General features: G+C 32.1%; 18 protein-coding genes. 7 read left to right on the top strand and 11 right to left on the bottom strand.

All coding sequences use genetic code 11. The annotated features are described in order from the left end of the window. Positions 1-111: 111 nt before the first annotated feature. A complete protein-coding gene (locus tag H8707_RS01490; RefSeq protein ID WP_262428379.1) occupies positions 112-693 on the bottom strand; it encodes an accessory gene regulator ArgB-like protein in 582 nt (193 codons plus the stop codon). Beyond that, positions 693-836, bottom strand: a complete 144-nt coding sequence (locus H8707_RS01485; RefSeq protein ID WP_262428378.1) for a cyclic lactone autoinducer peptide — start codon at positions 834-836, stop codon at positions 693-695. The genes H8707_RS01490 and H8707_RS01485 overlap by 1 nt, the downstream gene beginning before the upstream one ends. Positions 837-980: 144 nt before the next feature. Between H8707_RS01485 and H8707_RS01480 the strand changes: the two genes are divergently transcribed. Together H8707_RS01480 and H8707_RS01475 are read left to right on the top strand one after the other, a co-directional pair. Continuing rightward, positions 981-1,700, top strand: a complete 720-nt coding sequence (locus H8707_RS01480) for a LytR/AlgR family response regulator transcription factor (RefSeq protein WP_262428377.1) — start codon at positions 981-983, stop codon at positions 1,698-1,700. 1 nt (position 1,701) lies between these two features. Further along, positions 1,702-2,976, top strand: coding sequence for a sensor histidine kinase (locus H8707_RS01475; RefSeq protein WP_262428376.1), 1,275 nt, complete (start codon positions 1,702-1,704; stop codon positions 2,974-2,976). A gap of 66 nt (positions 2,977-3,042) precedes the next feature. Here the strand turns inward: H8707_RS01475 and H8707_RS01470 are convergent, their stop codons facing one another. Beyond that, positions 3,043-3,999, bottom strand: a complete 957-nt coding sequence (locus tag H8707_RS01470; RefSeq protein ID WP_262428375.1) for a ribonuclease Z — start codon at positions 3,997-3,999, stop codon at positions 3,043-3,045. A gap of 359 nt (positions 4,000-4,358) precedes the next feature. Between H8707_RS01470 and H8707_RS01465 the strand changes: the two genes are divergently transcribed. Both H8707_RS01465 and sfsA read left to right on the top strand, forming a co-directional pair. Next, the gene (locus H8707_RS01465) at positions 4,359-4,784 is read left to right on the top strand and encodes an SHOCT domain-containing protein (RefSeq protein WP_262428374.1); all 426 of its coding nucleotides are present in this window, start codon (positions 4,359-4,361) and stop codon (positions 4,782-4,784) included. A gap of 208 nt (positions 4,785-4,992) precedes the next feature. Next, a complete protein-coding gene (gene sfsA, locus H8707_RS01460) occupies positions 4,993-5,688 on the top strand; it encodes a DNA/RNA nuclease SfsA (RefSeq protein WP_262428373.1) in 696 nt (231 codons plus the stop codon). 2 nt (positions 5,689-5,690) lie between these two features. Here sfsA and H8707_RS01455 read toward each other — a convergent pair whose 3' ends face one another. The 3 genes from H8707_RS01455 to H8707_RS01445 form a co-directional block, all read right to left on the bottom strand. Then, entirely contained in the window at positions 5,691-6,053 is a 363-nt protein-coding gene (locus H8707_RS01455; protein ID WP_262428372.1) for a nuclear transport factor 2 family protein, read from the bottom strand. A 23-nt stretch (positions 6,054-6,076) separates the two neighbouring features. Beyond that, positions 6,077-6,874, bottom strand: coding sequence for a class I SAM-dependent methyltransferase (locus tag H8707_RS01450; RefSeq protein ID WP_262428371.1), 798 nt, complete (start codon positions 6,872-6,874; stop codon positions 6,077-6,079). Between the two features lie 109 nt (positions 6,875-6,983). Then, positions 6,984-7,493: a GNAT family N-acetyltransferase gene (locus tag H8707_RS01445; RefSeq protein WP_262428370.1), complete on the bottom strand. Its 510-nt coding sequence runs from the start codon at positions 7,491-7,493 to the stop codon at positions 6,984-6,986. Positions 7,494-7,657: 164 nt separating this feature from the next. Between H8707_RS01445 and H8707_RS01440 the strand changes: the two genes are divergently transcribed. After that, complete coding sequence (locus H8707_RS01440; RefSeq protein ID WP_262428369.1) at positions 7,658-9,052, top strand: DUF3298 domain-containing protein; 1,395 nt, start codon at positions 7,658-7,660, stop codon at positions 9,050-9,052. A gap of 45 nt (positions 9,053-9,097) precedes the next feature. Here the strand turns inward: H8707_RS01440 and H8707_RS01435 are convergent, their stop codons facing one another. From H8707_RS01435 to H8707_RS01415, 5 genes are all read right to left on the bottom strand, one after another. After that, on the bottom strand, positions 9,098-9,361 hold the full coding sequence (locus tag H8707_RS01435) for a DUF2007 domain-containing protein (protein ID WP_262428368.1): 264 nt from the start codon (positions 9,359-9,361) through the stop codon (positions 9,098-9,100). 29 nt (positions 9,362-9,390) lie between these two features. Next, the gene (locus H8707_RS01430; protein WP_262428367.1) at positions 9,391-9,840 is read right to left on the bottom strand and encodes a peroxiredoxin; all 450 of its coding nucleotides are present in this window, start codon (positions 9,838-9,840) and stop codon (positions 9,391-9,393) included. Between the two features lie 128 nt (positions 9,841-9,968). Beyond that, positions 9,969-10,535 carry a hypothetical protein gene (locus H8707_RS01425; RefSeq protein WP_262428366.1) on the bottom strand — a complete coding sequence of 189 codons (567 nt, stop codon included), beginning with the start codon at positions 10,533-10,535 and terminating at the stop codon, positions 9,969-9,971. 140 nt (positions 10,536-10,675) lie between these two features. After that, positions 10,676-11,137 carry a GNAT family N-acetyltransferase gene (locus H8707_RS01420; protein WP_262428365.1) on the bottom strand — a complete coding sequence of 154 codons (462 nt, stop codon included), beginning with the start codon at positions 11,135-11,137 and terminating at the stop codon, positions 10,676-10,678. 25 nt (positions 11,138-11,162) lie between these two features. Continuing rightward, positions 11,163-12,050 carry a DUF4846 domain-containing protein gene (locus tag H8707_RS01415; RefSeq protein WP_262428364.1) on the bottom strand — a complete coding sequence of 296 codons (888 nt, stop codon included), beginning with the start codon at positions 12,048-12,050 and terminating at the stop codon, positions 11,163-11,165. A gap of 374 nt (positions 12,051-12,424) precedes the next feature. Between H8707_RS01415 and H8707_RS01410 the strand changes: the two genes are divergently transcribed. Both H8707_RS01410 and H8707_RS01405 read left to right on the top strand, forming a co-directional pair. Further along, a complete protein-coding gene (locus H8707_RS01410; RefSeq protein ID WP_262428363.1) occupies positions 12,425-12,724 on the top strand; it encodes a hypothetical protein in 300 nt (99 codons plus the stop codon). A gap of 103 nt (positions 12,725-12,827) precedes the next feature. Then, positions 12,828-13,814 (top strand): metal ABC transporter substrate-binding protein, encoded by a 987-nt coding sequence (locus H8707_RS01405; RefSeq protein ID WP_262428362.1) that lies wholly within the window; start codon positions 12,828-12,830, stop codon positions 13,812-13,814. Positions 13,815-13,904 lie beyond the last annotated feature (90 nt).

The following is a 13,904-nucleotide window of genomic DNA, read 5'->3' as shown; positions in this document are numbered from 1 at the left end:
CATACCAACATCATAAAAATGTTTTCTACTTTAATAACTTACAATTTATTATATATCCCTATACCCCTTTTTATTTCTTTTCTCTAGTGATCCGCTTTCGACATATTATACTTATTTTATGACATTTAGCTTATTTCTCACCCTACCAAGAATGACCATAATGCTTATAGTCACAATTGACAATGCCATAGGTAAGGTTATGTTAAAATATCCTCCGTATAATAATATTGAAATTCCAATCAGTTCAATTGCCAAAATCATTCTTGCCACTTTCTTATATCGTATCACTTGTGAATTAGATAAAGGTTTATTTCCATCCTCTACAGGCACTAGAGCAAATATGGTTATCCCACTTAACAACGACATACCTATAACCATAGAATTTGTCCAAGAAGCAGTCTTTACAGCCAAAAGCACTGATAGAATCATAAGTATAGATAGGAAATAACACCTTGTCGGTGTTTTAGCATGATATCCTCCTGCATAGGTTCTCAAAGGAATATAAAATATCATAAACACTAAACTTTCTTTGACCATTTTGAAAAATAAACCGATTAAAATGAAAGTTATAAAGTTTATAATCATTATTATGCCTAGGTGCAAACCATATGCATAAATCTCTCGATCTTCACGCGGAACAAATCCGTTTTTCATAAGGTAATTCGTTATCTTATCTGCAAATGCTCCTATCATTAATGCTTAGATAATTTTTCTGCTCCCTGCGGCAGTTTAGGTTGATGAATTAGGAAAGCACATGTTGTATTTACATTTGATGAAGTAACTATAAACGCAAAGCTGGCAACTAAACTACTGATATATAATAATATCTTTTTCATTGTCTTCCCTCCTTTCATATTCTTTTGGCAATTTAATAATAGCATTTTTATATTATTCGTGCCGGATATTGTAGAAATTTATATATATTTTTGTAGAAATTTAAAATTATTGGTATAATGTTAATAATTAAAGGAGGGATGGACATGCTAAAAATTGCTATTTGTGATGATGTGGTAGAAGTTACCTCTCAGCTTGATAAAATGCTTATTGAACTTGGTAAAAAGCATTCAGTCCTTGTTGAAATTGATGTTTTTTTCTCTGGAGTAGAACTGCTAAATCATATAATGGATGAAAATTCCTTTGATTTAATATTTCTTGACATTGAGATGGAGGATATGGATGGTATTCAATTAGGCTTAAAAATCAGAAATGATATGATGGATGATAGCACACAGATAGCATATATTTCAGGAAAACAAAGCTATGCTATGGATCTTTTTCAAATAAGGCCGATAGATTTCTTAATTAAGCCTTTGCATTTAGAACATGTTGAGGAATTATTTCTTACTGCTCTTAGGATTATTAACTCGAAAAATAGCTATTTTCAGTATAAAAAAGGACATACTTACAACAAAATAGAGTCAAAGGATATAATATACTTTGAAAGTGATGATAGAAAGATAAATATAATTACAAAAGATAGCAGGGATTCTTTTTATGGTTCTATGGATTATGTGTATGATAAAGTCAAAAATCTAGGTTTCCTTTATATCCACAAGTCCTATTTAGTAAATAACCTTTATATAAGGTCCTATTTGTACGATAGAGTAATTATGTCTAATAATATAGAACTTCCAATAAGCCAATCCAGAAGAAAATCCATGAGAGAAAAGCTTATTAGATTGGTTGGTGGAGGAGAATAATATGGATTTAAACAATTATATCATTTATCTGTCATCGGAATTGATATATGTATATACAATATATAAGCTTATGCATGTATTTTTTAAAGATATAGCCTCAAACAATAAAATAGAGATATTATCTTATTTTTCTTATTATTTCATTATAAGCGCCTTATATTTAATAGTAAATATACCTATCATTACACTTGTAAGTAATATTATATTACTGGCTCTTATTTCATTTAATTATGAAGCTACATATAAAAATAGATTTATAGCAGTATTTTTAATATATTTAATTTTAATGATTTCAGAAACTATTGTTTCTTTATTAACAGGTTATCTGGTCATATCCGTATTTGGCAAAAACCCAGGATATTCATTTTCACTGGGATATATTTTCTCAAAACTTATTGGATTTTTTGCAGCTTTGTTTATTGAAAACTATAGCAATATTAAAAAGGGTTTCGAACTTTCCACAAGCTATTGGTTGTCCATTTTAATTATATCTTTAAGCTCCCTATATATAGTGGTTGCTCTTGTAGACTCACAAATACATACTGTCAAAGCAAGCATAATCATTTCTCTCTTATTTCTGATTATCGTTCTCTTATTTTACCTATATGATGCGCTGAAATCCTCTGCTGAAATGAAGATTGAAAAATCCATATTGGAGCAGGAAAAAAGATACTATGATAATCAATTTTGGCTTATGAAATCTTCTGTAGAAAAAACTGCTTCTCTAAAACACGATATAGCTAACCACATAGGAGCTATCGGCTCCCTTATAAGAGAAAATGAGATCTCCAGAGCTCTAAACTATATAAACCAGCTTGAAAAATACGCCCCCTTTAACAGTAAAATTGTGGAGTCCGGAAATCTTGTGATAGACAGTATATTAAATTATAAGCTTGACTATGTAAAGTCCATAGGCGTAAATACCCATCTTGATATTAAAGTTCCTTCCGATTTGGAGTTGGAATCTTTTGACATGGTTGTTATCCTTGGAAATCTTCTCGATAATTCTGTAGAAGCTTTGAAAAAATTAAAGGAAAACAGAACTATTTGGGTATCTATAAAGTATGACCGTGGGGTACTTATAATCCAAATCCAAAATAATTTTGATGGAAAGATATCTGTAGGCGCCAAAGGTTTAATAACCACTAAAGATGATAAGGATAATCACGGGCTTGGGCTCAAAAATATAGAGTCCACTCTTGAAAAATATAATGGACTCCTTGAGTATAGCTATACGGATAATCTGTTTAAAGCAGAAGTATTGATGTATCTTTAGTTATATTTTCCATTCGCCATGGGTTATTCCCACCTATTGCTAATTTACCTCTTCTATTTATAGATATCATTGATACCTGATTGTCTTTTCTAAACCATCGTAACCTATTATTGTATTTTCAAATATCTTTTTTGCGTCTTCCTTATATTCCTCGGGATTTTCAATAGAAGTGCTAAAATGTGTTAACAATAATTCCTTGACTTCTCCTTTTGATGCTAATTTGGAAGCCTCAGAAAAAGTCATATGAAAGTTTTTCATCGCCTTATCCAAATCCTCATCACTTCCATAAGTGCCCTCACATACAAATAAATCGCTGCCTTTTATAAATTCAGGAATTGCATCTACAGGTCTGGAATCCGTAATATATGATAGCTTAATGCCCCTTCGCTCTTCTCCCAAAACCATATTTGGTTCATATAATTCTCCATTATAGAACACATTTTCCCCTTTTTGAAGTCTTTTCCAAATATCTTGGGGCACATTGTTCAAAGATGCTTTCTCGATAAGAAATTTGGGTGCCCTTGAAAAATAAAAACTGTAGCCTACACAAGGAGATGAATGCTCAAGCTCTATTGTGTCTATAATCATATCATTCTTCCCGTTCCCTTGAAACTCATTTAACTTAAGAAGTTTAGAATCCAATATAAATCCCAATGAAGTCTCAGAATTTTCTATAATATATATATCATAAGGAAGATAAGTTGTTATAAGGATTCCTTTTAGCACAGCCTTCAGCCCATGAGGACCTATTATAATAATAGGCTCAGTTCTGTCACTATTCCCAATAGTGGAAAGCAATCCCGGTAACCCAAAGATATGGTCCCCATGAAAATGTGTAATACATATGATATCAATGGATTTAAACCCGGTATTCATCTTCCTCATAGCAACCTGTGTGCCTTCTCCGCAATCAATCAATATCTTTCGGCCCTGATAACTTAACAAAAGTGAGGATAGATGCCTATTTGGCATAGGCATTCCACCGCCACTACCTAACAATATTAAATCTAACAATTTAATCATCCCTTTTGTTCATTAAAATACTCACTCTTACGTTCACTAATATATGTTGATTCTAAATAATAATACCAATGCAAGTTTAGTTCTATTCCAGATTAAATTAAAATTTTTAAATCATAGCTTTTAAAGCATATTTTTCTCCATTTATCAAAGTCAATATAAAAATAAAAAGTCATTGGTAATCATAATTTTTTCCCGCCTATTAATATTTAACCATGTAAATAAGATTATATTATATTAGCGCTTTTATTTCACTATATAAAAGCAATTTCTTAAAAAATTACCTTTTTATTCTATAGTTATTATGATTTATTAACACATAATAAAAATGGAGGCAAAAATAAAATTAAGGGAGTGATCTTATGATTTTGAAAAAGAGAATAATACTATTGGCACTATCTTTAGTTTTATCTATACCTGCTGTTTCCTTTGCAAATAATGATTTTGATAGGATTCAAATTTTAAAAAACGATAACGGTAATTTAAAAATGGAAGAGATTCCCGAAGAAACAAAGCTTAAAGTAAAAGAGCTAAAAGAAAAACTAAAAACGGGTGAAATAACAAAAGAGCAATTTCATGAAGAAATGAAAAAATTGTTTCCAAATAAAACCCAATGTAATGAAGAAGTTCCTAAAAAGGAATTGCCGGAAGAAACCAAGGCAAAACTTAGGGAATTAAAAACTAAATTGTTAAATGGGGAGATTACAGAGGAACAGTTTCAGGAAGAAGTTGACAAAGTATTGCCTAAAAGAGCAATCCCTAAGAGTATAAAACCTAAGGAAGACTAGTCCCTCCAAATGTATATGTTCCGGTGAAAGTAGCTGCATCTAGCTACCTTCACTATTTTTTTATAAAAATCATATATATATCCAAACAATAACACAAATATTGAAAATACAGTAAAGAACACTTAATCAGCATTTCCTCTTAAATTTGCCATAGATGTCTCTTAATGTTACAATTAAATAAGTTTCTTAAAATTATAAGGTGATGGTTATGCAATACGAAAAAATAGTTGAAGGAATATTTTTAAATAGACCAAATAGATTTATTTCTCATGTATTGATAAATGGAAAAAAAGAAACAGTACATGTTAAAAATACGGGTAGGTGCCGAGAACTCCTTATCCCAGGAGTAAAAGTAATATTAGAGGATTGTTCTTCAAACCCTAATAGGAAGACAAAATATTCATTAATTTCTGTATGGAAAAATGATATGTTAATTAATATGGACTCTCAGGTTCCTAATTTTGTAGTATACAATGCACTTCGCGAAAATAGTATAGATGGGCTTACAAATTTAACTTATATAAAGAGAGAAGTAAGTTTTAATAATTCCAGATTTGATATATATTTTGAAGATGAGGTTAAGAAAGGTTTTATAGAAGTAAAAGGGGTTACTCTAGAAAATGACGGAATATCCATGTTCCCGGATGCCCCGACTGAAAGGGGTACAAAACATGCACTTGAAATGATTGAGGCTGTAAAACAAGGATATAGGGGAATTATATTTTTTCTAATACAAATGAAAGGTCCAAAGGTTTTTAGGCTCAATTGGAAAATGGATAATAAATTTTCAGAAGCTGTAAGGTTAGCTAGTGAAAAAGGTGTGGAGATACTGGCTTACGATTCTATAATAGATAAAAACTCTATATCAATAGGCTCACCTATTGATATAGAGTTGGACAAGTAGTCCTACACTACAGCTTCTCTCCACTGTGGTCTGTCAGTAACGTCTCCCCAATATTCATCCAAACAAATTATTTTACCATTTTCAACTTCAAAAAAAGATGTTGCATATGCACACACATCACTATCTAAGGACTGTGCCAATGCTACACTAATAATCACATTTTGGGACTGTTCAATCCGCTTAATTGATATGTTCCAATTCCCAGGGTATTTGCTGTTTACCAAAATAAACTCCTCGACATTAAAAGATTCATTTGTATTATGCCAACGAATTATTGCATTTTCGTCAAAACATAATTTCACTTTATCCCAATTCTGACTTGCCATTTCATCCCACAAACATACCACAAGCTCTCTTCCGGTCATAAAAAACACTCCTTTGTAAAAATTTACTTTTCTCCTACAAACAACAAATGATTGCTTGCTCCTAAAAATTCAGGTCTTTCACAACAATAAAAGTGGAAATTTAACCATTGAATATAGCTTTCTTCATCCATACTATTGATTTTATCTGCAAAGAGTTCACTTAAACCGTCAGCTGCTACTTCCGATATTATTTTAACATTTGCATTTCTCAATAGTCCTCTGCAATCGTCTATCGTATGAAAAACAAAAGGAAAATCTTCGACCTTAAAACTATTGTGATCATATAAATCACTCAATAAAAAATCGGGAGTATACAAAAATGTTTCAGTAGTGATGACCATATCATTTGAAATAAATGCAAAGAACATCTTGCCATTAGCCTTACACACTCGCTTTGCCTCTTTTATGCATTGCATCCTATCTTCAATTTTTGTTAAATGATACAATGGTCCAAAACATAGTACAATATCATATGTATTATCTTCAATCATAGATAAATCTAAAGCATTGCCCTGAAATACTTGGATAGGCATGTCCAAACTCACTCTATCTCTAATCTCCTTAACATGTTTTTCTACCAGCTCGACTGCAGTAACTTCATAACCATGTTTTGCAAAATATATGCTATATTTTCCTGTTCCGGCTCCTAAATCTAGAATTCTCATTCCTGATCTTAGATGCTTTTCTATTTGCCTTATTGTCGTTAGAAATTCAATTTGTGTTGATTTAGTAGATAGTCTTGTCCCTTCATCAAAAATATCATAAAGAGCAGATACTCTTTCAGTTTCATTTTCTAATTTACGTAAATCTTCTATTTTCACAGTCATCGCCCCTAAGATTATTTTTTGCTATGCTTCTTGTAATCTATCACAATAGCTAAGTTTCAAAAATATATTTATTTTACTATATCATATTTTACTCCAATTTCGCTCAAATAACTTTTTCCATGACTTTAATTTTCCAATTTCTTTCCGGATGAATTGTGCTATTTACCTCCTTTACTGCTTCAAATCCCATTTTAGTCCAAAACTCAAAAGCTTTTTTATTTTGTTCCAGCACCCCTAATCTTAGTCTCTTATAGCCTTTTAATTTCATATCTCTTGCGAATCTATCTATGAAAGCTCTTCCATATCCCTGCCTATGATAGTCCCCATGAATCATTAATAATCCTATATACACTGTATCTTTATCCGGATAGCCTTCTAAATAGTCTACTACTCCAATATTAAGTCCGCCTTTTTTTATCAATTTATAATTTTTGTTTTCTAATTTCAAACCTGGCGGTATCTCGTTTTTATCTTCAATGATAGTTTCCAATGAAGGTTTTTCACCTGATGAGACTTTAAAATATTCTGCATTAGTAACATATATATCCAAAACTTCCTCAAGTAAGCCCTTACTTACTGTAGTTAATGTAACTTCGACAAAATCTGTATTCATGCTTCATTTAATCCTCCAATAATTTTATCAAACTTCTATAATATTAACTATATCATTATGTTGATATTTATCAATAATTTATTAACTATGTAACCCTTTTGTCACCCCAAATACTTCTACCGGTGGTAAAGTATAATTAAAAAGATGCGAAAGGGGTTTTTATGATGAAAAAATATTTAGTATTTATTTTGGCCATAGTAATGGCTGTAGCTGCTGTGATCCCATCATATGCGGATGATGGCTTCGCAGTAAAACAAAGTGTCGTAAAACTTGACGAAGGTTTATGCAATATCAATGTTGCAGTTCCATATTTTGAAGGCTTTAAGGGAGCTGATGAAATCAACACAAAAATAAGAAACTTAGTAATCGATTATATTGGAGATGCCCGAACTACAGGGATAGAATTAGAGAAAATAAAGGAAGAAGCCATAAAGAATGGAGAAACCTTCAATGAAACCTTCAATGCAAGATCCACTTTGGATATTTACTATGATTATTCGCTAAATGGAGATATTCTTTCAGTACAGTTGTACATCGACACCTATTCAGGCGGCGCCCATGGAATGAACTTTATAAATTCCATTACTGCAAATATATCAACTGGTGAAATATATGGCTTTAAAGACTTGTTTAAGGATTCAAAAGCCGGAACAAAACTTGTAAATGAGCTGATTATTTCATCTATAAAAGAAGATCCAGAAACTTACGTGGATAGTACCTCACAAACCATTCTGGAAAAAAATGGCGAGTTCGACTATTATTTAAACGGTAACAAACTTGTGATTTATTTTGGCTTATATGAAATAGCTGCTTACGCCTCAGGAATTCCACAATTTGAAATTGAATTGGATCAAATCAAGGATTTACTAAAAGATAATATATATAATTCAATTAAAGATGGAGCAGAAAGGGGTTATATCAATTATAACGGAAATGATATAAAAGGTGGGCACAAGGTACTTGAGAAAGACATGCCTCTTATTCCTTTAAGAGATATGGCTGAAGCAATGGGATATAAAATTAGCTGGAATAGAAATGATGGAGCAATTATTGACGGCAAAGGTGCTATTAAAGATGATTCTCAATTTATAATAGATGGAATTACCTATGTTCCATTTCAATTTTTTAGGGATACACTGGACGAAAATATATATTTAGGATATTTAAGTGATGGCAGCTTTGCAGTAAGGGCTTTTGACAAGGATGGATATGAAAACAATTTTGATAGACTTATTAAAGATTTCCGATTTCCATCGTCAGAAAAAGAAGCTGTGGAAATGTATGCAGATGCAGTAACATCTAGAAATGGAGCAGTTCAATACGGTCTATTGTCTGATAAATTAAGAAAAGAAAAATATTCAACACTATATGAATTAAACTTTGTAACCGGTACTTCAAGCCCTTGGGTGGATTCCTATAAAATATCTAAAACCGGGGATTATAGCTATAGAATTGATTTTACATTAAAAACAAGCGTACCTGATGATGTATCCACTTCTACTTTTGATATAAAAGCGGAACAAGTAAATGAATCTTGGAGGATTACATCAATTAAATAACAACAAAGCCTTATTGCTGATTCCCAACAATAAGGCTTTTATTTGCTATTCTTCAAATGTCATTTGATCCAGTAAATCTTTAGCTTGTTCATATGTTGATTTTTCCACTAAAATCTCAGTCCCATAAATTGTCGTTTCCCCGCCAATGATTTTCATATGCCCACCGGGACCATATTCTTTTACAATATATGGAATATTATTATCATCCAAAATGCTCTTTATTATATCTAATTCATAATTGTTATTGATTGATTTCAATGGCATTAGTTCAATGTCATTTGGATTACTATTCTTTTTCTTAGATACCATAATAATCACCTCTTTTAATAGAGCACAATTTAATCTATACTACTTACAAAATCCAATACTTGCCTAGCATGACCCTTTGCCTTTACATTTCTAAATTCTTTAATAAGGTTGCCTTCACGGTCAAATACGAATGTTGATCTCTCAACGCCCAAATGCTCCTTACCATATAATTTCTTCATTTTCATTACATTAAACAAATTGTGTACCTCTTTTGTTTCGTCGCTAAGAAGCAAAAATGGAATATCGAATTTATCCTTAAATTTAGCATGAGATTTTAAGCTGTCCCTGCTTACCCCTATAACAACTGTATTATATTCTTCAAATTCATCTAAAAGTTCCACGAATTCTAACGCCTCAGCCGTACATCCTGAAGTATTATCCTTGGGATAAAAGTACAGTACAACATTTTTACCTCTAAAATCCTTTAATGAAATATCTTTACCATCTGTCTCTTTTAATACAAAATCAAATTCTTGCATATTTCCCTCCAAAACTTATTTGTTTCATATATACCCAAAGAGTTGGATCAAAATTAAAACATTTATATTCCAATCTATTTTCGTAGGGCATCTTCTAAAGGCATACATAGATTAACGAGTTTGCATCTCTATAGTAGAATCGCGAAATACTCTACAAAGCCATGTTCCAAATCAACAACTACAGTATATTTCCCATCTTTATCCCCATAACTTTCATGTTTCCCCTCTTCATAAAGGCTGGGATATAAATCAGGAATTTTGATTATTTCAACACTCTCCCCCACATATTTATTTACAAATTCATTGGCTAGATTTAAGGTTTCAGCCTGAGTCAATTCATTTTCTTCTAAATTATATCCATGATTCTTTAAATGATATCGAATAAGCTTCCCTTCATTATTAAACGATGATTCAATCTTAATTAACACTTCTTCATCATTCTTCATAATCCTTGTATATAAGAAAGTATTTTCGGTGTCTAATTTTCTAAAAGTATATATTTCATCTTTGTTGAAAATACCTCGGGGAACATAATCGTCTAAAATATCATTTAGAACTTTTACTTCTTCCTTATATTTTTCTCTATCTGCTAAAATAAGATCATCCAGTTTTTTAAAAGAAGCTAAAACTTCCTGTCCTTCTTCCCAAATTTTCTCATACGAATCCTTAGTCTCAGGATAATACTGAAAATCCAAATCAAATATAGCTTCTATATATTTCCCATAATTGTAATTAAGAATATAGTTCGTATCATGTTGAAGCCATTATAATTAACATTATTAATAAAAGACTAGTACATATTTTTTTCATTTATCTTCCTCCCTCTATTTTTTATTTATAACGATAACTCCATAATTTCACTTCTTGTTTCCATTCCTTCATTTCTGTAAAAATTAATTGCACCTTCGTTAAAGCTCCAAACCATCAATTCCAATTTATCTATGCCTCTTTCTTTAAGCTTATCCTTTATATCAATAAACAATTCTCGACCGATACCTTGTTTCCTATAGTTCTGTTTTACAAACAAGGCTTCCATAAATCCACTTTTTTTATCTTTCATGACGGGATGGTTACTGATAGATTTTAATACAGTAACACAGAATCCAATCAATTCATTATCCTTCTCATACACAGTAGCTAAAGTATCTTTGTCCGTTAATGAAAATTGAAAGTATTCACAACTTAGAGGGTTGACAGCCTTATAAACATCAGGTCTATTTATCACATGAATATCTTGTATTTCCCGGTACATAACTTTGAGTTGTTCAAAATCAGTCTCAATAATCTCCCTTATCATAATCTTCCCTTCTTTCTACTTGGTATCATTTAAATCTTTTCAAATCATCCCAATCAAAAGTCCATTCCGGGGTTTTAAGTTTATCTCCATCTTTTAATCTATACCAAGGGCTTATCTCTTTATCACCCAGATTTACCAAAAGCTGTGTTTGCTGAGCAGGCATATAGGATTGGGCTAGCATAAAAAGTCTTTCTCCAATTTCATTTTCTGCCATATCTACAACAATTATAGCGTGCCCCGGACTTCCTCCGACTATAAACACATCTCCTATTTCCATATCATCTATTTCTACACTCTCCAATTCTCTATCCAAAGACAATGTCCCTGAATAAGCAAATACCATATCCATGAACTTCCTAAAGGATTCATATGTATTTGTCGGATCAGCTCTTTTATAATAGCTTACAGTGTTCCCATCAACCTTTATCCTATATCCTTCCATCCATTTACTATATTCAGCTTTAAATCCAGAAACAAAGTTGAAATGTATCTTATCATAAAACCCTTGAGAATATAAATATTCAGCCCTCAACAGCATAACCGCATCTGCACACTGATGCAAATCCCTATCTCCTATATCAATATCAAATACGCTGTCATATACGTTGCTTTTGTTTTTCTCTCTTCCATCATAATAAAGTACTTTTTCCCCATATGGCTTCAATTTCTGATTCCTCAAAAATTCACCAAAGCTATTTTCAAGAGTCTCTATTCTTTTGTATCCTTTTGGAGCCAAATATCTTTCTTCTATTGTCACCCCTTCAGGATTGATAAGTTCTTCGTCAGAGGTTTCAGGTTCTTGTACTATCAATTCATTAGGCTTATCCTCCTGGTTGGGAATATCATTATTTAATTCTTGTTTACATCCTGTTAGTAAAAATATAACTAAAGTTATAATATATATTATTTTCATTGTATTCTCCTTAGTATAAGCATAAAAACGTATTACCTCACATTTCCCTTTTTAATATTGTATCGCATTAAAAACCCATATACAATAAGAAAAGCTTCTAATTATGCATTTAAGGTAGCTTCTCTTGAAACTCATTGACGAAAAATTCTTTATTACTTCAATTAAAGTAGAATTTTCCTATTCGTTATAAGAAAAGCTTCTAATTATGCATTTAAGGTAGCTTCTCTTGAAACTCATTAAAGTCAAAACATTTCCCTATTTACACGACCATTTTCAGTTTATCTTGACACCGCATGAACTTATATAGTAAACTGAACATGTAATTAATGTACTTAAATCGATCTGTTTGAATTTATTTAAAAGGAGGGACTACTGTGAAAAAAGAATTTAAGCGTCATTTAATTTTTTTAGTATGCTTATGCTTTATCCTTGTGTCCCTCTTTTCCTTAATATATATCGCAGAAGAAGCGGATCATGACTGTACAGGTGAATTCTGTCCTATTTGTGCCTGTATTCATATCGTGAAACAAACCTTAAAGCAGCTCTCATCAGGGATTGTAGCTTCTTTCGCTATTATCTCCTCACTTATTGTGGCTTTGGCGGCGTTAATTGCAGCATTGCCCATTTTGCCATGCTCAACTCCTATAAATCAAAAAATCCGAATGAATAATTAAACCCTCCATCCAACAAGGGCGTATTATGTCCATTTTTAAGGCTGCATAACAATGTCCTTGTATTTTTGTGCCCAAAAATCAGAATTACGGAGGTTATAATAACATGAAAAAAATATTTATTCTTTGCTTGACGCTTATATTGACCCTTTCCTGCCTGACCGGTTGCAATTCATCGAATACGCAGGATGAAAACTCAGACATGGATAAATTATCTATTGTCACAACAATTTTTCCGCAATACGATTTTGCGCGTCAAATCGCAGACGATAAAGCAGACGTAACAATGCTGCTAAAACCTGGTGCGGAGAGTCACTCTTATGAACCCACTCCCCAAGACATCAAATCCATCCAAAATTGTGACCTGTTTATTTATATCGGCGGTGAAAATGATGTATGGGTAGACGATATTCTGAATTCTATGGGAGATAAGAAGCCGGACACCTTACGACTGGTGGATTGTATTACTACCGTAACAGAGGAAATCGTGGAGGGAATGGAGCATGAACATGAAGATGAGCATGAAGATGAACACGAACATGAAGATGAACACGAACATGAAGAAGAAATTGACGAACATGTATGGACTTCGCCCAAAAATGCCATTGAAATCGTGAATAAAATTACTTCTTTAATGATCGAGAAAGATAAGGGAAATGCCGACATATATGAAAAAAACAGTGCAAACTATATTAAACAGTTGAATGATTTGGATATTTCCTTCCGTGAGGTTGTAGAGAGTGCAAAGCGCAAAACTATTGTATTCGGTGACCGTTTCCCGTTCAGATATTTTGCTGATGAGTATGATCTTAGCTATTATGCTGCGTTTACAGGCTGTTCGACAGAAACTGAAGCCAGTGCTGCTACAGTGGCATTTCTAGTGGATAAGATTAAAAAAGAACAATTACCCGTTGTATTCACAATAGAGCTTTCAGATGGAAAAATTGCAGATTCCATTTGTGAAGCAACAGGAGCGGAGAAAATGACACTGTATTCCTGTCACAATATTACCAAAGATCAAATGGATGCAGGAGTCACATACCTATCTATGATGTCCGAAAATGTGGAAAGTCTCCGTACCGCCTTAAACTAACAGGGTCAGCAGCGGTAGTAAATATATCACTGCTGCTAATCTTATTTAACTTTATTTTTAATTCTATTTGAAAGAGAGGTAACATTTGTA

It is taken from the genome of Paratissierella segnis (genome assembly GCF_014385195.1).
Classification (GTDB): domain Bacteria; phylum Bacillota; class Clostridia; order Tissierellales; family Tissierellaceae; genus Paratissierella; species Paratissierella segnis.
Note: the sequence above shows the minus strand (reverse complement) of the source record. Positions and strands in the feature narration are given on the sequence as shown.

Excerpts from the sequence above, each read along its gene's own strand:
- H8707_RS01490 (WP_262428379.1), bottom strand. The coding sequence starts at position 693 with ATGATAGGAGCATTTGCAGATAAGATAACGAATTACCTTATGAAAAAC.
- H8707_RS01485 (WP_262428378.1), bottom strand. The coding sequence starts at position 836 with ATGAAAAAGATATTATTATATATCAGTAGTTTAGTTGCCAGCTTTGCG.
- H8707_RS01480 (WP_262428377.1), top strand. The coding sequence starts at position 981 with ATGCTAAAAATTGCTATTTGTGATGATGTGGTAGAAGTTACCTCTCAG.
- H8707_RS01475 (WP_262428376.1), top strand. The coding sequence starts at position 1,702 with ATGGATTTAAACAATTATATCATTTATCTGTCATCGGAATTGATATAT.
- H8707_RS01470 (WP_262428375.1), bottom strand. The coding sequence starts at position 3,999 with ATGATTAAATTGTTAGATTTAATATTGTTAGGTAGTGGCGGTGGAATG.
- H8707_RS01465 (WP_262428374.1), top strand. The coding sequence starts at position 4,359 with ATGATTTTGAAAAAGAGAATAATACTATTGGCACTATCTTTAGTTTTA.
- sfsA (WP_262428373.1), top strand. The coding sequence starts at position 4,993 with ATGCAATACGAAAAAATAGTTGAAGGAATATTTTTAAATAGACCAAAT.
- H8707_RS01455 (WP_262428372.1), bottom strand. The coding sequence starts at position 6,053 with ATGACCGGAAGAGAGCTTGTGGTATGTTTGTGGGATGAAATGGCAAGT.
- H8707_RS01445 (WP_262428370.1), bottom strand. The coding sequence starts at position 7,493 with ATGAATACAGATTTTGTCGAAGTTACATTAACTACAGTAAGTAAGGGC.
- H8707_RS01440 (WP_262428369.1), top strand. The coding sequence starts at position 7,658 with ATGAAAAAATATTTAGTATTTATTTTGGCCATAGTAATGGCTGTAGCT.
- H8707_RS01435 (WP_262428368.1), bottom strand. The coding sequence starts at position 9,361 with ATGGTATCTAAGAAAAAGAATAGTAATCCAAATGACATTGAACTAATG.
- H8707_RS01430 (WP_262428367.1), bottom strand. The coding sequence starts at position 9,840 with ATGCAAGAATTTGATTTTGTATTAAAAGAGACAGATGGTAAAGATATT.
- H8707_RS01420 (WP_262428365.1), bottom strand. The coding sequence starts at position 11,137 with ATGATAAGGGAGATTATTGAGACTGATTTTGAACAACTCAAAGTTATG.
- H8707_RS01415 (WP_262428364.1), bottom strand. The coding sequence starts at position 12,050 with ATGAAAATAATATATATTATAACTTTAGTTATATTTTTACTAACAGGA.
- H8707_RS01405 (WP_262428362.1), top strand. The coding sequence starts at position 12,828 with ATGAAAAAAATATTTATTCTTTGCTTGACGCTTATATTGACCCTTTCC.